Raw genomic sequence first — 21,751 nt, forward strand, 5'->3', positions numbered from 1 at the left:
CACGCTCAAGTTGGTATAATCTAAAGTAATAAAGCCATAGCAAAGCGATACAGCAAAACCTGTTCTATAGCAGCTTACAATGCGGCAATATTGTCATAGATTTCATAGTCCTGAACCAGCACTGACCGACAGTACCGGATATCTACGTCGGTCAGCTCTGAAGTCTTTTCGGGCGATACATTCAAGCGGCGCAGCTTAAGCTCTTGCCCCATTTTATTCTGAATGTTTAATAAAAATGCATCCAAGTCTTCATACCGAATTAGGTGAAGGCCTTTTCGTGTGCCGTCCATACCAGTTACAAAATCGCACTGCCTGCCAACACTGGCATATTTAGGCGGGTTAGGCTGCATGGCATCAAGTAAATATTGTTGCCATGTGAGGTGCCCGGCATATTCCCAGTGATCAGGCTGTACCTCAGGCGAAATTTCATGGCGGTTCCTGAAACGATACCAGCTATACATCCACTCAGCGGGCTCGCGGAACAGGCTATATACATCATAGCTGTCAATTTCGTCACCTACTTTTAGGCGTAAAAACGGCATAATATACTGCTGATATTCACTATAACTAGTGTGTCGCAAACGGTGGTCAGAATCAAAAACACCATCACATAATGTCCTGAGCGAAAACACTAGTGATGTAGAGGCGCATTTGCGGTTTGAAAGGATAACAAATTTGTGACGTGTGGAAATGAGCATAATTTTAATTTAGCTATTCTATAATTTCAAAGAAAATAGCGAGGCCCCACACCCCGCTATGAAACTAGTTTGGCGCTTTTAATGCACCCCGTGCATCCATTTGCGCATAATCGGTGTCAGCACCAAAAGCACAACACCAACACCCAGCGCAAACACGCCAACAGAATGGAACAAGTCAATAGTAGCTGTTACGTCCAGTTCGGCAGAATTAGCACCGTGTGCACTATCCCCTGTTAAGCTGGAGATAAAACCAGCCACATAGTTTGCAAAAGCCGTAAACAGGAACCACATGCCCATCATCATGCCCACAAGCCTTGCAACGGAAAGCTTCGTGATCATAGATAAGCCAACAGGGCTAAGGCATAATTCGGCAAGGGTCATGAACAGATAAATAATAAACAGCCAGAAAAAGCTTTTGCCCGGCCCATCAGTAAGACCCATGCCATAAGCAAATAAAATATACCCAATGCCAACAAGGAACATGGCGATTGCAAACTTTGCTGGTGTTGAAGGTTCCCACCCTCGCTTAGAAAGCCAGAGCCACGCCCACGCAAAAATAGGGGCAAACACAATAATAAACAGCGGGTTCATGGTTTGCACCTGCGACGCTGCAACACTGAAAATACCTAAATCCAGATCAAACTGTTGGTCTGCAAGAAGTGTCAGGCTTGAACCTTGCTGTTCAAATAAAGCCCAAAATACTACCTGAAATACAATTAGAATAGTTGCAACCATCAGGCGTTCTCGCTCAACGTTTGTGCATTTAATAAACCCATAAACAAGCACAATCGCAACCATCAACAGTCCAGAACCACCAAGCAGGTTACCCACAACTTTTTGGTTTTGCACCAGCCACCACATGACGCCGACCAGTAAAACACCTACAATATAAATGACATGCTCGCGGCTAAGGCCCAGAAAAATTCGCTCCGTCAATTCCTCAGGGTTTGGTGGGTCTGCCCGGCCATCTAGCAAAGATTGCCCTTTTAGAAACACAACAAGCCCCAAAAGCATACCAATGCCTGCAATACCAAAACCATAGCCCCAGCCGTATTTTTCACCTACCCCCGCAACAATAAGGGTAGCAAGGAAGGAACCAACATTTATGCCCATATAGAAAATGGTAAAACCACCATCACGGCGCGGGTCTGTCGGGCCGTATAATGCCCCGACAATCGTAGAAATATTGGCTTTTAAAAAACCAACACCGGTAATGATAAGGGCGAGAGACAGAAAAAATATGGACAAATGCGCTTCTGAGCGTACAACCATGTCACCATCCAGCACAGCTTGCGGCCCTTCAAAAGCAAGAGAGATATGCCCAAGAACCAGAAGAATGGCGCCGAAAGTAACAGCTTTTCTACTACCCAAGTACCTATCTGCCAGATAGCCCCCAAGCACAGGCAGCAAATATACAAGGCCGGTATAGGCACCGTAAATCAGGCTGGCTTCTCCTGCGGAAAACAGAAAGTGCTTGGTTAAAAACAATATAAGCAGCGCCCGCATGCCATAGTATGAAAAGCGCTCCCACATTTCTGTTAGAAAACATATTGTCAAGCCAATCGGGTGCCCCAGAAACTCCCTTTCCTGAGACCCAATTGTTGAAACATCATTTGTTGTCACACTACAACCCCATTTCTATTTTGCTTTTGTCCCCCACCTTTGTAGCAGGCGGTATGTATTGAATTGCTATTTGTTGCAAATCAGCAAGCAAAAACCAACCAAATAGTCATAACCCTTTCTGACTGGCCCAAATACCGGCATAAATAACCTGCTCTCGCTAATGCAAAGGGCGCTGTTTCAGGTATTTATCAAGAAACTGAAGACTGGCTGACAAATATGTTCGTTTGTCTGCCTCGTTGTATAAAACATGTTCTGCGCCCTTCAGCACAATAAATTCATATTCCTTTGAATGGTCTGCCAGCGCATCGGCCATAAGCGTTGAGTGATAGAATGGCACATTTGTATCATGTGTTGCATGCAACAACAGTACCGGGGTTCGTACCAGATCAACCCTGTTAAGCGGCGAACGACGCATAAGGACACGCTCTGACAGATGCTCTTTGATACGGGGTATAGTAAGCATATGAAACCGGTTTTTGTTTAAAAAATCGATCAAATATGGCAGGGAGCTAACCCCATTCAAGCTAATAGCGCATGCAAACAGGTCATCATCCCTGATGGATGACAAGAGCGCGGCATAACCACCAAACGAACCGCCCATTACACACATTTGCCCAGCACTTGAAATACCCTGATCAACAAGCCATTCTGCTGCTGTGCGCACATCTTCCTGCATGCGCCGCCCCCACTCACCGTATCCAGCACGGCGCCATGTTTCGCCGTATCCACTAGACCCTCGAAAGTTCGGCTGCAATACACTATACCCATGCGCCACAAGCCAGCTTACCAACGGCTGAAACTGGGTAGCTGCACGACTAACTGGGCCGCCGTGAACCAGCACAACCGCCTTACCTGTAAGGCCTGATTGTGGGACCGACAAAATAGCATGCATCGGCGCTTTCATACCTTTTACAGGCATATAAACCCCACTTGATACCGGCTTGGGCAACGTTTCAATTCCGGCGTCAAACGGTAAACGGGTGAAGCTTTTTTCTTCGCGGTCAAAAATAGTGTAAACAGGCGGCCTGTATGTTTCATCGCTGCGCAGTAACACCCGGCGACCATCTCTGCTGGCTGATACTATCCTCAAATCATTGGTACCCAATTGGCGTTCAAAGCTTTGCAGTTCCTGCTTGCGCTCAGCCAACCAAACAATATTCACATCACCTTCCGCCACGTAGCTTGCACCGATTGTCAGGTCTGTTACTGGGTCAATAAGCGCCGCCGACATATCAAACTGGGGGTGTGCTGCCAGCCGGGTTAACATATCCCCGGTTTTAATATCCATACGCCACAAATCTCGCTTGTCACCCGCATGTGCAGAGAGCACAAGTGCTGTAGCCCCGCCCGGCTCTATCATAAGAACAGAAAGCGCGGGGCCATCAAAATAATCCCTATCAGAAACAGTATACCAGCTCCCGTCGTCACTGCGCCGGGCATAGAGCAGTTGGCGGCGCCCCTTAAAGCCTTCCCCCATTTGCACTTCGCCCGACGGCGAGGCCCACCACCTTATAACCGGGTTCCAGCCACTGATTATTTTCTCAGATGTGCCATCAAGGATATTAACCCGGTAAACTGCCGGAAAGCCAGGGGTGCCCGGGTCCTCCCACTGCAAAAGAACATGAACAGGGTCATCAGGCATATCACTGATCAAAATAGGGGGTAGTTCATCTGGGCGCGGGCCATCACTATCAATAAGCGGGCGCAACCGGCCTATATGTGCATCATAAATAACGAGGCCATTCTCGGAAAGTGACAACAGCAACCGACCACCACCAACCCAGCCCATCCAGCCCACATCAGCGCGGACATACGGTAAAACATCAGCAGCTTCAAAACCTGCATTCACTGACCAGACTGCAATTTTACTATCACCGTCATGCTGGCGAGCAAGAGCCGCTAGAAAATGACCATCAGATGACAGGGTAACTGCACCAATCAAAGGATTTCTGACAAGGCGTGTTAAAAGATCAGAATCATTTTCTGCGCGAGCTAGACACAGGGTATTTACCAGTAAAAATACTATCCCATACAGAAACAGTATATTTTTCTGTGCAACAGAATGATGTTGTAGAATTCGTGTCGTCATAACAATATGTTATCATGCTATTAGAAGGGAAAAAACGCTCTATCTTCAAAGTACATTGCTTTTTTTGCCATGCTATACCTTGCCAAACCAGCCTTTTCTGCTATTTTCTAGACTGTAAGTTCCAGTATATTATTTGCAGCGCCTCTTCGCGCTCATACCCTACTGACTTCAAACGGGAAAAGTTGAATGACGGCTAAGTCCACACAGTGGCGGGCAATAAAACCCGGCGATATCGTGAATAGCGAGGAATCACACCATCTTCGGCAGCGCTCTAACATTTGGGGCTTCTGGCTTATCGCTCATTGCTGGGCAACTATAGGCATCGCAATAGCACTATATGCCTTTTTTCCAAGCGCCCTCACCTTGATTTTAGGCATCATCATTGTGGGCGGACGGCAGCTTGGTCTTGCTATTTTAATGCACGAAGGCAGTCACGGCCTGCTTTTTCGTAACCGCGCCCTTAATGAGCGTATGACACAGTGGTTTACAGCATGGCCTATGATCTTAAATGTCCATGCATACCGTGTGCGCCATATGGCACATCACCGTTTTACCCGCACAGATAAAGACCCGGAAAATTATCTCTATACACCTTTTCCTGTGACAAAAAGCAGCATGATCCGCAAGTTTGCACGCGACCTATCAGGCGTTGTTTTTCTCCGCACCAATTATGCCATTTTCCGTTTCATATGGGGCGACCCCAAAGGCCGCAGCACACGACTTATTGGTTTTTATGCCGGACCGCTTCTATTTAATGGCCTGATGGCCACAGCCTTTGCCTATGCTGGCAGAATAGACCTGTGGCTACTGTTGTGGCTTTTACCACTTGCGACAACATACCAGTTATTTCTACGTATTCGGAATATTGCCGAGCATGCAACGGTGCCTAACCTTACCGATTCTCTAAAAAATAGCCGCACAACACTGGCCAACGTGCTTGAGCGGGCAACCGTTGCCCCTTACTGGGTGAACTATCACATCGAACACCACATGCTACCTTTTGTTCCCTGTTACAGGCTACCGTTTGTTCATACATTAATGCGGGAAAGAGGTTTTGCCGACCGCATGGAAATTCGCATGGGGTACCGCGATATTATAAGGCTTAACGCCTCTGCATAAAAACCCTGAATCCTTTAGCTACTACAGACTTCATACTATCTGAATTTTAATAACAGGCACCCTGATTAAGCCTGTTATTAAGTCGGAAGAAACCTTTATGCAAAAAACATACGGCAATAGCTATAGAACTTACTGTGCGGAAGTTCGGCACTGGCTATAATTCTTAATTACCCGTATAGGTTATACGCCAAATACGACCACCACCGACAGAACTGCTAACATATAATTCGCCGTTGTTGCCTTCTGCCAGACCGGTTGGGCGATATGCTGCATCACGAGGGTTTTCAATTGCTGAACCACCAGCGAAACTATCTGCAAAAACAACCCAATTACCAGTTGGTTCGCCTTTATCATCCATCGGCACAAACACAACATGGTAGCCCTCTTGAGGCATAGGGGTGCGGTTCCACGAACCGTGAAAAGCAATGAAGGCTCCTTTTTGATACGCGGTAGGCATCCCTTCTTTTTTCTGTTTAAACAGCAGGGCATTCGGGGCCCAGTGACCCGGAAAACCAATAAGGGGGTCCTGCCCTTTATCAGAAACAGTTTTGCCGTCGCCGCCGTATTCAGGCATAACCATGCGCTTGCCGACGTGCTGGTCAAAATAGCTATAGGGCCAGCCAACATCGGCACCCTCCGCTACCTTATGAAATTCTTCCGCAGGTAAATCTGCACTTTCATCCGGCGTATAAAAATCGGGGAAAAATTCCGCCAACTGATCACGCCCGTGCTGCAGCAGATACAAGCTATCCGCGAAAGGATTCCAAGCAATCGCCATTGCATTACGAACACCGGTTACATATCTGGTCGCCGTTTTTGTTTGCTCTTGCATCAAAGCATTCGCATCAAACTTCCAAACGCCTGCAAATTCATCCAGAATAGGGCATGGGTCCATCCCCGGTGAATCTTTGGTGCGTGCTCGCTCCATACATGCATTAGAGGGGGCGCCTACCGTTACATAAAGGCCGCCCTTACCATCAAAGGCCATAGGCTTTGAGGCGTGCTGCCTTTTAGCGCCAAAACCATGCGCTACAAGCTCAGGGTCAGTTTTCGGAATATCGCTTTCAGGTAATTTCCAGCGAATAACGCTAACGTCGGTCGCAAAATAAAGGTACCCGTCATAAATGCCAATGCCAGAACCACGGATACGCTCGGCAAAATATATGCGCTCTTCCGCTATGCCATCACCGTCCGCATCTCGCAGGGCAACAGCGCCCATTTTGTTGTTAGGCCGCCTAAGTGCGCCGTACATCCAGCCATTTTCTGCCATTACAATGTGGCGTACTTCGCCCACATCATCGGCATAAACTGTTGACGTAAAGCCTTTAGGAAGCCGAATACCTGTAATCGGGTCTGCGACTGACTTTGTATCAACACCTAAATCAGCGGCGCCTACAGACACAGCAAGGCACAGCACGGCCACTACTGATACAACAAAACTCTTCACCATTCATGACCCTTGCTTGCTATCTATGCTACAATAACCAAAGGAACAAACCATCCCACACTAAATGGTTTATCACACAAATATTATCCCCAAAACCCCCTGAGGTAGGTATAGGTGATTAAATATGCTTAATACAATAAATCTATGCAAAAGATTAATTTGGCCGATAAAGTCAGTGACTGTGGCATTTTAATTAGGTAACTAAGAACCATTCCTAACAATAAACAGTGTATACACAGTGTATACAAAGCCAAAAACTACAGAGCGAGAGATATATGTCTTTTAATACCCCAAACCCCGCCACCTATGACCTCTTAATGAAGCGGCGCAGTGTTGTCGCCCGCGACATGGTAGGCCCCGGCCCAGATGATACAGACCTTAAAAAAATACTAGAAGCCGGTATGCGAGTGCCTGACCACGGCAAGCTCGCACCGTGGCGTTTTATTGTGCTACGTGGTGCTGAACGGGAAAAATTGGGTGACCTAATTGCCGAAGCACTGAAAGCGGAAAGCGACACAAGCGAAAAAACCGCCGAAAAAATGAAAGATTACGCCTCACAAGGGCCAGTACTTGTTGTCTCTATTTTCAGCCCTCAACCGCTGCATCCAGCCATACCTTACTGGGAACAACAGCTCTCTGCCGGTGCTTCATGCCAGAATATGCTTATTGCAGCTACTGCTCTTGGTTATGCCAGTCAGTGGCTAACCGGCTGGGGAGCCTTTAGCCGCCATGTTATGAACGGGCTTGGACTTAATGACGATGAATGTATTTCTGGCCTTATGTTTTTTGGTCACCAAGCCATCGAGCCAACAGAGCGGGCGCGCCCCGATGTTGATAAGCATATTATCTGGGGTTTCCCTGAAGGCGCTGGTGCCTAAGTGCCGTTCCGCGATACATATACACCTGAGCAGGCTTTCCTAGATTTAGGCCAAGGCTACGGCGACGAAGTAGCCGCAGCCAATTTCCCAAAAACGATTCTACGCTATAGAAACAACCGGGCTGCAGAAACCCTTGGGCTTGAAGTTTTAAGTGATGATGAATGGATCAGCCACTTTGGCCACTTTAAACCCCTGCCCGGCAACCTGATGGCCCCCATTGCCCAGCGCTATCACGGCCATCAGTTCCGCACCTATAACCCGGATATAGGCGATGGGCGCGGTTTTCTGTTTGCACAGATGCGCGACACAGGGGACCGCCTGATGGACCTTGGCACAAAAGGTAGCGGCACCACGCCTCACAGCAGGTCTGGGGATGGCCGCCTAACCCTGAAAGGCGGCGTACGCGAAATTTTAGCAACTGAAATGCTAGAAGCACTTGGCGCTTATACAAGCCGTACTTTTTCCGTTATTGAGACCGGTGAAAGCCTGCACCGGGGGGATGAGCCTTCCCCTACGCGCTCAGCGGTTATGGTGCGCCTAAACCACGGCCATATTCGCATTGGCACTTTTCAGCGCCATGCTTTTTTCTCTGATAAAGAACGGCTGATTAAGCTGGTTGATTATTGCCTGAAATATTATTACGGAACCGAACCAAAAGGTAGTGAGGCTGACAGGGCGCTTGAGTTTCTCAGTAAGGTCAGTGCCCGAGTTGCTATTCAAGCCGCTGACCTAATGGCCGCAGGCTTTGTGCACGGGGTTTTAAATACTGATAATATCAACATAACCGGTGAGATATTCGATTTTGGTCCTTGGCGCTTCCTACCCACGATGGAGCTTGGTTTTACTGCCGCCTACTTTGACCAGACCGGGCTTTATGCCTTTGGCCAGCAACCTGACGCCCTGCACTGGAATATATACCAACTTGGCGGCGCACTCGCTGATATTGCAGAAGAAGAGGCCCTGAAGGAGGCCCTTGCCCCTTTCCCAAGCATCTACCTTGCAGCTATCCGTGAAAAACTGCTGAAACGGCTGGGAATAAAAACAAAAGGCGATACTGAAGATGATGCCTTGCTCACCAAAGTAAACGAATTTATGGCGACAGAGAAATTCCCGTATGAGCGCTTTTTCTATGACTGGTACGGCGGCGCAGCCAGCACAGCACGTGCTGAGGCCAGCCCGCATGCAGGCCAATATAACGACGCTCAATATGCTGAGTTAAAAGCCATGCTTTCAAGCTATGCCCCTTTAAACCCAACAGCACTTGAGCATACTTATTTCAAGGGCAATACCCCCTGCACCATGCTGATCGACGAGGTAGAAAGCCTGTGGGCCCATATTGCCGAGCGCGATGACTGGCAGCCACTTTACGCAAAGATTGATGCCATCCGCGAAATGGGTGAAGCGCTTAACCTCATCGCCGGACAAGAGTAAATACAAGTACCATTAGCGGTGTTTGACCGTGATACGATTAAAGCGCCATGTGCCTTTGAACACGGCTTCGTCAACGCTATGGCTAAAGCCACTAGGCTTCAGTATCTAATTATCCTCAGCAAGGGTATGCGCCACAATAGCATTGGCATGCCCATGCCCCATTCCGTGCTGTTCTTTCAACATAGCTACCAGTTGCATATGCTTGGCAGGCTGCGCCGCACGCACCAGCTCCTTCCAGTCTGAAATTGGGCGACCATACTTCTTCTCAATGGAAGGAAAGTAGGATGCCGGGCCTTTAATCTTATCTTCGCTCATGATTAAACGGTATTAAAACCGCCCCTTTATGTTACCGAATCCTGGTGGCGCAACCTATGAATTCACTTGAGATAGTGCCACTTTTTCTGCAGCGTACTTCTAAAAAAACCACATGAAAACCAAATTTTTTTCAAGTCATAGATTACTTGAAAGCTTCTTCCAGCACCTCAACTGGTAACAGCACGCTGCCATGCCTGCCGGGGTGGTCATGCACGGGGGCAAGCAATGCCAAATCAGCCCACTTTTCAGGGAAATCGGCTTCCCCTGTTTTCACCATATGGCGGAATCGTGATGCAATACCTGCAAACTCGCTTGCGGTTAGACCCATGATATGCTGGCCAAAAATAGCGGCTGACGCCTGCCCAAGGGCACAGGCTTTCACTTCCTGCCCATAAGCGGTGATAACGCCTTCTTCAACAAGGGCATCTGCATTTATCCGGCTACCGCAAACACGGCTGGTTTTTGTAATATGCAAAATACCCTCACCCTCAAGTCGAGCGGTATGAGGAATTTTTGTGGTCCACCGCAAAATATCGGTCGTATAAAGTTCAGCCATAAATAATCCATGAGCACTAACAAGTGCTGTTATTTAAGGTGCCACCCGCAGAAATCCAAGAGGAATAACGTATCTGTGAGCAATATATTTCATAACATAGCTTGTACTGCCCTTGCAGTATGCGATAATGCAGACCATATCAGTCATGAATTCAAACCATATATATATATATGGTTTTGGCTGAATTGGCGCTTTGATGCCAGATGGGCATACCTCCATCTGTGTGTCAGGCATAATTGGAAGGAGCAGTTTCGACTGTTTTTACCCGCTGCGCGGATAGCAGCACTATATTTGAAAGGAAATCCGAATGGATGCCGTACTTGAACGGATCAACCATGATCCCGAACTGAAGGTACTCCCGCAGGAAGAAGGTCACCGCCCCACACGGGCCGAGGCTGAAGCCGCGGTTCGCACGCTTATAAAATGGGCTGGTGATGACCCCTCCCGTGAAGGTCTTATTGACACCCCTAAACGCGTTGCAAAAGCATATGAAGAATTTTTTGAGGGTTACAAAAAAGACCCGGCCGAAATTTTGTCGCGCACTTTTAGCGAAGTTGCCGGATACGACGACATGGTCGTGCTGCGTGGTATAAAAGTGGAAAGCCACTGCGAACACCATATGGTGCCAGTGTCTGGCACCGCCCATGTTGCCTATATGCCCAACGGCCACGTTGTTGGTATATCAAAGCTTGCCCGTATAGTTGAGGCCTTCGCCAAGCGCCTGCAAACACAGGAAACCATGACAGCCCAGATTGCAGACGCCATTGAAAAACACCTCGACCCCAAGGGGGTTGCTGTTGTTGTCGATGCAACGCACCAATGCATGACATGTCGGGGGGTAAAGCATGACGGTGTTTACACCATCACGCGGCAGTTTCGCGGCGTTTTCAAAGAAGCAGATCAGGAACGTCGTTTCTGGGATCTTGTAAGAGGCTAATATCATGACCACAAAGCCGCACACGGCGCTCTGTATGCGGCTTCTGGCTTGCCTCGTTTTCTTGTCGGTTTGTGTAAAAGCTAACGATGAACCCTACACGCGCAAAGATATCCCGTCTGATCAATTGCCCAACACCGTAGTTTCAAGCTTTCACCGCCGTGCTGTTGATAGTCACGAAGCGCCATGGAGGTCTATTGGCCGGGTGAATGTAGGGGGCCTTGTGCACTGTAGCGGCACCCTGATTGCGCCCAGCATTGTCTTAACTGCTGCCCACTGTCTTTTTGATGCCCGGCAACAAAAAATGGTTGTGCCCGGGACCGTGCATTTTCTAGCAGGCTATGCCAAAGGCGAATATATCGCGCACTCCCGTGTTACGCGTTATGTAACAAGCCCCGGCTTTGATGGTACCCGTGGTCCATCGCAAGAGAACCTCCCTTTTGACTGGGCCTTAATGACACTTACCGATCCTCTTGGGGACATGGTGGGCTATATGGCACTTCACAGTAACCTAACCAACATTCCGCCTACCGAAAATGGTGCGCGCCCAAAGGTTAGCCTACCCACAACACATGTAACAACGGCAGGATACCCTAAAGACCGTGCCCATGTGTTATCGCTTGAGGAAAACTGTGACATTAAAGCAGTACTCCATCTCGGTCATATTTTGATGACAGACTGCATCGCTATTCCAGGCGATTCTGGGGGTCCCATGATGCAACAGGAAAAGGGCGCGTGGGTTATTATTGGCACACAGACCGCAGCCACACAAATTGGCCGCACCCATGTGGGCGTGGGTGTATCCGCCCTTGCCTTCAGGCATGACCTAACACTTTTGCTGGCCGAAGAAGAGCAGAAATTCGCTACTATAGACGATAAAAATTAAAGGCTTTTATTGCACACTATTTTGCATAGAATAGCGACGAAATGATTGCAGGACACACCCAATGACCAAGCTAAAATTTGCTGACAGAACAGACAAAAAAGCCGTGGAAACCGGCACTGGCTTTGCACCAAAGTTTGATGAAAACGGCCTAATACCTGTATTTACAACTTGTGCAACCACAGGGCGTGCCCTTATGCAGGCATGGATGAATGCTGAGGCCATTTCCTGCACAATTGAAACCGGTGAAGCGCACTATTTTTCGCGCTCTCGCGGGGAACTCTGGCACAAGGGTGCAACATCCGGTGAGTTTCAAGTTGTGAAAGACTTCCGGGTAGACTGCGACCAAGATAGCCTATGGCTTGTCGTCGAACAAAAAGGTGGGAAATGCTGTCATGTCGGGCACGCAAGCTGCTTTTTTCGGAGTATTCCTGTGGGTGAAAAAATCACTGGCACGGTAAAGCTTGGCCTACCACCAATAGCATAACAAGCAAGCGCTAGGTTGCATCCGCATAGGTTTGCACATCAACAAGCAAATGCCCATACTCTTCTATTCTCTTGGGCTTACCCAGCAAGTAACCCTGTACTTCATTACAGCCTTCAGAGCGCAAAATCGCATGCTGGATTTCGGTTTCCACACCTTCAGCAAGAACTGGCATGTTCAAGCCTCGCGCCAAACCGATCATACCACGAATAATACTAAGAGACTGGTCATTTGCCTGCATTGCATGGATGAAAGACCGGTCAATCTTCAGCTTATCAAAAGGAAACTTCTGTAAATAAGCAAGGGATGAATAGCCTGTACCAAAATCGTCCATCGCCAGCTTTACACCCATAGCCCTTAGGCTTTTAAGAATTTTAAGAGCCTGCTCAGAATCCTGAATAAGAACACCCTCTGTTATCTCAAGCTCGAGCCTGCTGGCTGGTAAGTTTTTGACCTCAAGTGTTTCCCTAATAACATCAATCAACCCTTCCTGCTTAAACTGCACAGGGGACAGGTTGACCGCGATTGTAACAGCTACATCCCACTTTGCTGCCTCGCTAATAGCTTCTGATAAAATCCAATTACCAAGCTTAATAATTTGGCTAGATTCTTCCGCGAGCGGGATAAACTCAACCGGGCTAATAAAGCCCAAGTCAGGATGGCACCATCTAACAAGTGCCTCAAAACCTGAAAGTAGCTTGCGCTGGCAATCATACTGCGGTTGGTATTCTAGGTATATTTCGCCGTTATCAATGGCCTTATCAAGATCACGCTTTAAGCGGCGTTTATAGACAATATCTTTATCGAAATGATCTTCATAAAAACAATGGCTACAGCCATCAATCTGTTTGGCCTGCCGCATGGCCACTTCTGAACGGGCAAGCAAGCTTTCTGGATCTTGCCCTGTGCCCTCAGCTATAGCAATACCCATGCTTAACGTTATAGGAAGTGGACCTTCCCCTATCATGAGGGGCTGTTCCATTGCATGACAAAGCCTTTCAGCCATATCTGCAACAGCATCTGTGCGCCGTACATTCTGCATCATGACACAGAACTGATCTGCCCCAATACGCGCCACAGTATGCAAGCTGCGGGTTTCATTTTTCAATCGTTCCGCCACAAGCTTGAGGATTTCATCCCCAGTACCTGTACCATAAATAGCGTTCATTTCCTTGAAGCCGTCAATATCAAGATAAAGCACTGCCATCATAGTGTTTTGGTCAGACAATAAGGTTGTTGCATGCTGCAATCTATCCATAAAAAGCTGACGGTTCATGAGATTTGTTAATATATCATAGTTTGTAAGATGGTTGATTTTCTTTTCCGCAGCACGCCTTTCACTAAGGTCGCGGATTACAAGAACATAATTACTTAGGCCGGTCTCCACCTCAACTACCCTGAAAAACAACTCAACAGGAATAACACGACCCTGTGCTGTTTTAAGCTGCATTTCCTCCATATGGACATGCGAAACAGCCAAGTCAGCAATACTGTCATTGTTTTGAAGATGCGGTATGCAGTCCCGCACATTCATACCCGCAATGTCCTGTAACGGTTTACCGTAAATCTCCAGAAAAGACTGATTGGCATTTCTAATATCACCGTTCCGGCCCATAACGACGATCGATTCAAGAGCCGCATCAGCAAGTTTACGGAAACGTGCAGCTTCATAGGTTTTATGGGCCACCATATTTTGCCCAGCAAACGTAAGTGCCAAACTAAACCCAAGGATAACCATTATAACAATGGCCACTGAAGCGACCAGAGCATCCTGTGATAAGGAGGAAACACTCGAAACAACAGTCGGGTCGTAAACTACTGTTAAACCAGACATCCCCGTGAAATGAAGGCCGCAAATCGCCAGTGTCATGAATAGCGCCGAACCAACAAATCGTCCTATGTGTCGTGTTCTGTGCATTAAAAGAAACGATACTGTAAAAAGCAAAAGCCCGAGCACAGTAGAAATAGCCACAAAGGCCGTATCATATTCAAGCCGCCCCTGAAGGTGCAACCCAGACATACCAAGATAATGCATCATGATAATGCCTGCACCAACTATAGCGCCCGCTATTACCCTATAAAACTTTTGTTGCCGGTAGGCCACAATCGCCAACCCAATGCCGGAAACACTGATAGCAAGAATAATAGAAGAAACTGTTGGTATAATATCATATGATACAGGCATGCCTGTATCATAGGCGACAAGCGCAATAAAGTGTGTGGCCCATGCCCCACCACCAACAGTGATGGCTGTTAAAATAATCCATTTATCACGGTCACGCCCATGAGTATTACGGGTGCGCTGCTGGAGCGAAATTGCAGTGAAAGATGCAAAAAAACAAACAAGCGCAGCTATAGCAAGAAAGCTGAAATCATGATCATATGCAATACACCGGTAAAACTGTTCTATCATGTTTTCAGTTACTCTTTAACAACACATCAAAAGATTCTATATAAACCCGATGCTAAGTTTTGCGCTCAATTCTGTCTTAATCTTACAATATTAAGACACAGAAAATATTAAAATAATACTAATCACTACAAAAAATTGAAGTAATATAATCTCGATTAAGCATGCACGCTAAGTCTAACATGTTTAAAGGAATGAACTTCTTGGAAATTACTATACAAAAACAAAAGGCTATAAACCTTCTTGTGAATAAGTTTGCGGAACAAATTTCTTGTAACCCAGGCATTCTTGAAAGCCATGGCCGCGACGAAAGCACCCATATCCCGATGCCCCCTGATGCGGTTTTCTTTGCACAATCAACAGAGGATATCGCTACAGCCGTTAAAATATGTGCCGAATACAACCTACCCATTATTCCATACGGCGCAGGCACGTCCCTTGAGGGGCATTTAACTGCTGTACATGGTGGCCTATCCATCGACATGTCGCGTATGAACCGGGTCATTGCCGTTAATGAAAATGACATGGATGTGCGTATTGAAGCAGGCATTACCCGAAAAGACCTAAATGCCCACTTAAGGGATAAGGGATTGTTTTTCCCTGTTGATCCCGGTGCGAACTGCACCTTAGGCGGCATGGTGGCAACCAGAGCCTCTGGCACCAATGCCGTAAAATACGGCACTATCCGCGAGCAGCTTTTATCCCTTAAGGTTATAACAGCTTCCGGCGATATTATTGAAACGGGTACCCGGTCTAAAAAATCAGCCGCAGGGTATGACTTAACCCACCTGTTTTGTGGCAGTGAAGGCACCCTCGGCATTGTCACAGAAATCAGCCTGAAGGTACACGGCATTCCTGAAAAGGTCGCCGCAGGCATATGCCGGTTCACAAGCCTTGAAAAGGCAGTAAATACTGTGATCAGTACAATCCAGATGGGCATTCCGGTTTCAAGGATAGAGCTTCTGGACACGCTTTCTGTCCGCGCAGTGAATGGATATTCAAAAACTGAATATCCAGAAGCCAATACTTTGTTTATTGAATTCAGCGGCTCTGAGGCCTCTGTCCAAGACCAAATTGAAAACTTTACCATGCTAGCCAGTGAATACGGCGGCACGCATGTTGAGTTTGCCGAAAATCAGGAAGACATAAACGCCCTTTGGCACGCTAGGCACCAACTGCTTTATGCCACCCGCGCCTTATCCCCAGGCAAGAATTTTATCACCACAGACGTCTGTATACCTATATCAAGCTTGGCCGAATGCATCATCAAAACCCGTGCTGACCTTGATGCTTCAGGCCTGTTTGGCAGTATTGTTGGCCATGTCGGTGACGGTAATTTTCACACTATTATCCTTTATGACCCAGCGAAGCCTGCTGAACTGGAAATTGCAGAAAGCCTGAATAGACGCATGGTGAGACGTGCTATTGATATGGGTGGCACCTCAACAGGTGAACACGGTATCGGCACCGGCAAGCGCGAATTTTTAGTATGGGAACGCGAAAGCGCTATCCCTGTTATGCGCATGATAAAACAGGCGCTTGACCCCAAAAACATTATGAACCCCGGTAAGATATTTTTGGATATCGCTTAACATGCTTTGGGAAAGCTTTATATGGGCAACATCTTCCAGTGTGCCATATGCACGCAGCGCTGGCCTAACGACAGAGATAGCAGGCATTGCCGGGCGCTATAAGCGCCATAAAGCCAGTTGGCAAACCCATTTAGAGAAATCAAAACAGCGCATAAGCCTTGCCCTTGAACACGCAGACTCACACAAGCCCTGTCTAGTCATGGGGGCGGGGCTATGCCTTGACATACCTCTTGAACATATTGCCCAGCACCCCGCAGGCTGCGTACTAATAGATGCCGTTCTCCCCCTTACAACCAGATTAAAGCTGCTTCGATACCGTGCAATAGACTATAAACTTGCTGACATTACTGGCTTTCTAGCGCCTTTCTGGTCAAGCATAGAGGGCGATGAAATACCGGCACCAACAACGGCACCTCTTCCTCTTAAAGGCTACGCCTGTGCGATTAGTCTCAATATACTATCGCAGTTGCCTCTGCCGTTTGCAGGTAGCCCGCCTAGCGGGGATACTGAATGCAAACTAACCGCCGCCATTCAAAAGGCCCATATGGATACATTGTTGGCAATGGATTGTCCTGTCCTCCTTATTACAGATTATGACCGCAGGGAGACAACAGGCGGCACCCTAAAAACAATCCCGACTGTAGCGCCCCACTTACTGCCGGGAAACCCTGACCAAAGCTGGATATGGGACATTGCTCCCTTGGGCGAAACTGGCCCAAATCAAATTGTTCAACTTAAAGTTGGTAGCTGGTACATAGAAAAATAAGTTCTGACTGGCAGACCACATGAATAGCCCTTATAATAGCGCCGAAACCTGTTTACACAGAAGGTGCCTTTGTGCTCGAAATTGTTCAAATTCCTGTTTTACACGACAATTATCTGTATTTGCTGCATGCTCATGAAAGTGGTGAAACAGCTATTGTTGACCCTGCGGTTGAAGACCCTGTTGTAGCAGAGCTTGAAAAACGCAGCTGGAACCTGACCCACATTTTAAATACACACCACCACAATGATCACACAGGTGCCAATTTAGCCCTTAAAGGCCGCTATGATGCAACGGTAATTGGCTCTGCAAATGATCAGGCCCGCATACCGGGTATCGATATTGCTGTGGGTGAAGGCGACCAAATCACCTTAGGTGACAATATGGCTTCCGTGTATTTCGTGCCCGGCCATACAAGGGGTCACATCGCGTATTTTTTTGCCTCTAACAAAGCGCTTTTTTGCGGTGATACAATGTTTTCAATGGGTTGTGGCCGCCTGTTTGAGGGCAGCCCTGACCAGATGTGGCAATCACTTTCAAAATTAATGTCCCTACCGGATGACACCCGCATTTACTGTGCACACGAATATACCCAGTCAAACGGCACCTTTGCTCTTTCTGTTGAACCAGAGAACAAAGCACTACAAAGCCGGATGGCTGAAGTCATACGCCTTCGAGATGCCGGCAAACCAACGGTGCCTTCTATTCTCGCGCTTGAAAAAGAAACCAACCCCTTTTTGCGGCCAATGAGCGAAGAAATACAAGAAAATGTGGGGCTGATCGGCGCACCTTTGCCCGCTGTTTTTGCCGAAGTCCGACGACGTAAGGATAGTTTTTAACAAGCCCCTCCCCATTAATTTATGGTTTTGAGTGCCTCGAACAACAAAAGGTACCGTTAAATGAAGACCCTTATACTAGCAGGAGCCCTCATGGCAGCGACAGTTACTGTAACCGCACAGGATGACCCCTACCTCTGGCTTGAAGATGTTGAGGGCGAAAGAGCCATCGAGTGGGTTGAAGCCCATAACAAAAAATCGCTTGAACGCCTTACTACAGACAGCCGTTTTGAATCCATACAACAAGGCTTACTTCAGGACTACAATGCCAGCGATAAAATTGCCTATGGCAAATTACTGGGCGGTGCTGTTCATAATTTCTGGCAAGATGAAACCCATGTGCGCGGTTTGTGGCGGCGGGCTAGTTGGCGCTCCTATACCGCTAGTGAACCCAAATGGGTTGAAATCTTGGATATTGACAAACTAGCCGCCGATGAGGGTGAAAATTGGGTGTATAAAGAGCGCCAATGCCTACCACCTGATTTTGGCCTATGCCTTATCTCGCTATCACGCGGCGGCGGCGATGCTGTTGTTATGCGCGAATTCGATGCCGTTTTAAAACAATTTGTCGCTGGCGGCTTTGTAACAGAAGAAGCAAAACAAGGCTCTGTATGGATTGATAAGAACACGCTTTTAATCAGTACAGATTTTGGCATAAATACCATGACAGATAGCGGCTATCCAAACGAAGTACGCGTTTGGAAACGCGGTTATCCGCTCGCATCTGCCCGCACTGTGCATACGGGTGACCTCACCGACGTTGGCAGCTTTCCGTTCGCAAGCCACCGCCCAGAAGGCAGTGTTATTGGTGTTGTGCGTGCACCTGATTTCTTCACAGAAATTGTCTATGTTCTAAAAGGGGACAAGGACGAAGAAGAAATGCGCGAGCTTTACCTACCTCGCACCATAAGTTTTAAAGGCATTTTCCATCACAATGCCATCCTAACCATGCGAGAAAGCTGGCGCCTTAAATCCGGTAAAACTATACCTGCAGGCAGCCTTATCTCTGTTAATATTGAAGATGCAATTGACGGCATTCCTGAAAATAGCCTCAGGGTGGTGTTCACCCCTGATACAACGAGCGCCATTGATGATGTGGCCATAGGTCAAAATCGCATATTCATTAACCTTTTGGACACTGTCACTGGCCAAATGTTAACCGCAACAGAAAGTGCCGATGGGTGGGATATAACGCCAACAGACACCCCCGAAAATGGAAGCATTAGCCTTATCAGTGCCGACGAATGGTCTGATGCGGCCCTCATCAACTTTGAAAGCTTCCTGCAGCCATCAACCCTTTATGCCATTTATCGTGGCAGCGAACCTGCAACAATACAAGCCCTGCCTGACAGGTTTGACGCTACCGGCATGATTGCCGAGCAAGAGTTTGCCGTCAGCAAAGATGGCACCCGGATACCGTACTTTATCATCCGCACGGAAGGTGCCCCAATGGATGGTACAACACCCACCATTCTTTATGGATATGGTGGTTTTGAAGTATCCTTGCCACCCATCTACTTGAACGGCCCATCAAAAGCTTGGCTTGAAGCAGGGGGTGCTTATGTGATTGCCAACATCCGTGGCGGCGGCGAGTTTGGCCCAGCATGGCATCAAGCCGCGCTAAAAGAAAATCGCCAGCATGCCTTTGATGATTTTATTGCTGTGGCCGAACATTTGGTAGAAACAGGCCTCACCTCGAAACAGCATTTAGGTATTAGGGGCGGCTCGAACGGTGGCTTGCTGATGGGGGCTATGCTCACCCAGCGCCCAGACCTGTTTAAAGCAGTTATCTGCGCGGTGCCTCTGCTTGATATGATGCGCTATCACACCCTGCTAGCTGGCGCCTCGTGGATGGGCGAATACGGCAATCCTGATGTGCCAGAGGAGCGCGACTATATTCTGAAATATTCGCCGTACCAGAACCTGAAAACAGATACCGAATACCCGGAAGTGTTCTTCTACACTTCCACAAAAGATGACCGTGTACACCCCGGTCATGCCCGCAAAATGGCCGCTAAAATGGAAGATATGGGCAAGCCTGTGCTTTATTATGAAAATACCGAAGGGGGCCACAGCGCCGCCGCCAACCTGCAACAGCGCGCCTTCACTGATGCCTTGCAGGTGGTTTACGCTCTACAGAAACTGAAGGATTAAAAAAGAACGGTTTCAGGACCATTGACGGCTGCTTTAAAATCACCTGTTTCAATATAATGACAGTCTGTTAGGGTGCTGTTCATCTGTACAGTATTTTCTATATAATATAATCGAAACGAGGACCTGATACATGTTCAAAAAACTGCTGGCTGGCGCCGCCGTAAGTGCCCTTTTGACCCATAGTTTATTTGCAGCACCAACGGGAAAAGATATTCCTTTTGCAGCAGAAGCGCGTGAAATTTATAAAACCGCTGTTGAAACCCACACAGCGAAAGGCCACGGTAAAGTGCCTGACCTTGCAAACTATCTGGCCGGTAAATTCAAGGCAGCAGGCTTTCCAGAGGAAGATATTCATGTAAAGCCTGTTGGAGAAACAGCCGTGCTGATTGTGCGGTATCGGGGTGATGGCTCGTCTGGCAAAAAGCCTATTAGTATCAGTGCCCATATGGATGTGGTTGAAGCCCTCGCATCAGACTGGGTCAATGACCCTTTCAAGCTGATTGAAAAAGATGGCTTTTTCTTTGGCCGTGGCACCCTTGACGACAAACTTGGCATTACCGCCGTTACAACTGCCTTTCTGCGCATGAAAACAGAAGGTTTTGTCCCAAGTCGCGACCTGATTATTGCTTTTTCAGGTGATGAAGAAACCGGCATGATATCCACCAAAGCCCTGGTGCATGAATTTCGTGATCTAACCGACAGCGAATTTGTTCTGAACGCTGATGTTGGCGGCGGCCTGCTTCCCGAGGAAGGTGGCCCTCCAGCAAGCTTCGGCCTACAAGCCGCAGAAAAAACCTATGTTACTTTTGAAGCGACCGTACGTAACCCCGGCGGACATAGCAGCAGACCCACTGGCACAAATGCCATATATGACTTGGCAACAGCCCTCAAGAAGCTTGAAGCCTATAATTTTACAGTAAACTATAACGACCTGACGTTAAAATATTTTTCCAGCACCGCCAAAAAAACACCGGGCGATCTTGGCAAGGCCATGGCAAAGTTTGCAACAGACCCTACAGATGAATGGGCGATTAAAACCCTCAGGAAAGACCCAAGTTTTGTAGGCACTGTTGGCACAACTTGTGTTGCCACCATGCTGCAGGGTGGTCACGCAGAAAACGCTCTGCCACAATCTGCAACAGCAACGATTAATTGCCGCATTTTCCCAGGTGAAGGTGTTGCTAAAACACTTGCAACCTTGAAAACCGTTATGGCAAACGAGGAAATTGAATTTGTCACACTGGGTGACCCAACAGAGACCGATGCCTCACCGCTCAGAGACGATGTTCTAGCCGCCCTCAGAAAAGCTGTAGATACAACATACCCAGGGCTAGAGATTGTACCTTCCATGTCCTCTGGTGGTACAGACGGTATGCATTTCCGTGCAGCAGGCATTCCCAGTTACGGAGTTCATAGTGTTTACATAAAATCCAGTGATGCTTTTGCCCACGGCCTGAATGAGAGGCTGCCAGTTAAAACATTCTACGATAGCTTGACACACTGGTACGTGCTGCTCACTGAAATATCGAAATAAGACCA

Annotated in this window: 18 protein-coding genes; 11 read left to right on the forward strand and 7 right to left on the reverse strand. The window is 47.8% G+C overall.

Annotated features, from left to right (window positions below):
• Positions 1 to 74: 74 nt before the first annotated feature.
• From ICL80_RS16650 to ICL80_RS16660, 3 genes are all read right to left on the reverse strand, one after another.
• The gene (locus tag ICL80_RS16650) at positions 75 to 542 is read right to left on the reverse strand and encodes a hypothetical protein (protein WP_194213851.1); all 468 of its coding nucleotides are present in this window, start codon (positions 540 to 542) and stop codon (positions 75 to 77) included.
• 234 nt (positions 543 to 776) lie between these two features.
• On the reverse strand, positions 777 to 2,321 hold the full coding sequence (locus tag ICL80_RS16655) for a peptide MFS transporter (RefSeq protein ID WP_194213852.1): 1,545 nt from the start codon (positions 2,319 to 2,321) through the stop codon (positions 777 to 779).
• Positions 2,322 to 2,478: 157 nt separating this feature from the next.
• Entirely contained in the window at positions 2,479 to 4,410 is a 1,932-nt protein-coding gene (locus ICL80_RS16660; protein WP_194213853.1) for an alpha/beta hydrolase family protein, read from the reverse strand.
• Between the two features lie 186 nt (positions 4,411 to 4,596).
• Between ICL80_RS16660 and ICL80_RS16665 the strand changes: the two genes are divergently transcribed.
• A complete protein-coding gene (locus ICL80_RS16665) occupies positions 4,597 to 5,529 on the forward strand; it encodes a fatty acid desaturase family protein (RefSeq protein WP_194213854.1) in 933 nt (310 codons plus the stop codon).
• A gap of 163 nt (positions 5,530 to 5,692) precedes the next feature.
• On the opposite strand, the gene ICL80_RS16670 is transcribed toward ICL80_RS16665, so the two are convergent.
• Complete coding sequence (locus ICL80_RS16670) at positions 5,693 to 6,979, reverse strand: PQQ-dependent sugar dehydrogenase (protein WP_194213855.1); 1,287 nt, start codon at positions 6,977 to 6,979, stop codon at positions 5,693 to 5,695.
• 272 nt (positions 6,980 to 7,251) lie between these two features.
• On the opposite strand from ICL80_RS16670, the gene ICL80_RS16675 reads away from it, so the two are divergent.
• Both ICL80_RS16675 and ICL80_RS16680 read left to right on the forward strand, forming a co-directional pair.
• Positions 7,252 to 7,854 (forward strand): nitroreductase family protein, encoded by a 603-nt coding sequence (locus ICL80_RS16675; protein ID WP_194213856.1) that lies wholly within the window; start codon positions 7,252 to 7,254, stop codon positions 7,852 to 7,854.
• Positions 7,855 to 9,285 (forward strand): protein adenylyltransferase SelO family protein, encoded by a 1,431-nt coding sequence (locus tag ICL80_RS16680; protein ID WP_194213857.1) that lies wholly within the window; start codon positions 7,855 to 7,857, stop codon positions 9,283 to 9,285. It abuts the gene before it with no gap.
• Between the two features lie 105 nt (positions 9,286 to 9,390).
• Here the strand turns inward: ICL80_RS16680 and ICL80_RS16685 are convergent, their stop codons facing one another.
• Both ICL80_RS16685 and ICL80_RS16690 read right to left on the reverse strand, forming a co-directional pair.
• The gene (locus ICL80_RS16685) at positions 9,391 to 9,600 is read right to left on the reverse strand and encodes a DUF4287 domain-containing protein (RefSeq protein WP_194213858.1); all 210 of its coding nucleotides are present in this window, start codon (positions 9,598 to 9,600) and stop codon (positions 9,391 to 9,393) included.
• Between the two features lie 142 nt (positions 9,601 to 9,742).
• Positions 9,743 to 10,156 (reverse strand): iron-sulfur cluster assembly scaffold protein, encoded by a 414-nt coding sequence (locus ICL80_RS16690; RefSeq protein ID WP_194213859.1) that lies wholly within the window; start codon positions 10,154 to 10,156, stop codon positions 9,743 to 9,745.
• Between the two features lie 307 nt (positions 10,157 to 10,463).
• On the opposite strand from ICL80_RS16690, the gene folE reads away from it, so the two are divergent.
• The 3 genes from folE (at position 10,464) to hisI (ending at position 12,460) form a co-directional block, all read left to right on the forward strand.
• Entirely contained in the window at positions 10,464 to 11,093 is a 630-nt protein-coding gene (gene folE, locus ICL80_RS16695) for a GTP cyclohydrolase I FolE (protein ID WP_194213860.1), read from the forward strand.
• Positions 11,094 to 11,097: 4 nt separating this feature from the next.
• Positions 11,098 to 11,976 (forward strand): trypsin-like serine peptidase, encoded by an 879-nt coding sequence (locus tag ICL80_RS16700; protein ID WP_194213861.1) that lies wholly within the window; start codon positions 11,098 to 11,100, stop codon positions 11,974 to 11,976.
• Positions 11,977 to 12,037: 61 nt separating this feature from the next.
• Positions 12,038 to 12,460 (forward strand): phosphoribosyl-AMP cyclohydrolase, encoded by a 423-nt coding sequence (hisI, locus tag ICL80_RS16705; RefSeq protein ID WP_194213862.1) that lies wholly within the window; start codon positions 12,038 to 12,040, stop codon positions 12,458 to 12,460.
• A gap of 10 nt (positions 12,461 to 12,470) precedes the next feature.
• On the opposite strand, the gene ICL80_RS16710 is transcribed toward hisI, so the two are convergent.
• On the reverse strand, positions 12,471 to 14,870 hold the full coding sequence (locus ICL80_RS16710; protein WP_194213863.1) for a bifunctional diguanylate cyclase/phosphodiesterase: 2,400 nt from the start codon (positions 14,868 to 14,870) through the stop codon (positions 12,471 to 12,473).
• A gap of 191 nt (positions 14,871 to 15,061) precedes the next feature.
• Here ICL80_RS16710 and ICL80_RS16715 point away from each other — a divergent pair, with 191 nt between their 5' ends.
• The 5 genes from ICL80_RS16715 (at position 15,062) to ICL80_RS16735 (ending at position 21,746) form a co-directional block, all read left to right on the forward strand.
• Positions 15,062 to 16,459 carry an FAD-binding oxidoreductase gene (locus ICL80_RS16715; RefSeq protein WP_194213864.1) on the forward strand — a complete coding sequence of 466 codons (1,398 nt, stop codon included), beginning with the start codon at positions 15,062 to 15,064 and terminating at the stop codon, positions 16,457 to 16,459.
• A gap of 1 nt (position 16,460) precedes the next feature.
• On the forward strand, positions 16,461 to 17,225 hold the full coding sequence (locus ICL80_RS16720; protein WP_194213865.1) for a hypothetical protein: 765 nt from the start codon (positions 16,461 to 16,463) through the stop codon (positions 17,223 to 17,225).
• Positions 17,226 to 17,296: 71 nt separating this feature from the next.
• On the forward strand, positions 17,297 to 18,061 hold the full coding sequence (gloB, locus tag ICL80_RS16725) for a hydroxyacylglutathione hydrolase (protein WP_194213866.1): 765 nt from the start codon (positions 17,297 to 17,299) through the stop codon (positions 18,059 to 18,061).
• A 90-nt stretch (positions 18,062 to 18,151) separates the two neighbouring features.
• Positions 18,152 to 20,212: a prolyl oligopeptidase family serine peptidase gene (locus tag ICL80_RS16730; RefSeq protein WP_194213867.1), complete on the forward strand. Its 2,061-nt coding sequence runs from the start codon at positions 18,152 to 18,154 to the stop codon at positions 20,210 to 20,212.
• A gap of 130 nt (positions 20,213 to 20,342) precedes the next feature.
• Entirely contained in the window at positions 20,343 to 21,746 is a 1,404-nt protein-coding gene (locus tag ICL80_RS16735) for a M20/M25/M40 family metallo-hydrolase (RefSeq protein ID WP_194213868.1), read from the forward strand.
• Positions 21,747 to 21,751: the final 5 nt, after the last annotated feature.

Source organism: Kordiimonas pumila (genome assembly GCF_015240255.1).
Classification (GTDB): domain Bacteria; phylum Pseudomonadota; class Alphaproteobacteria; order Sphingomonadales; family Kordiimonadaceae; genus Kordiimonas; species Kordiimonas pumila.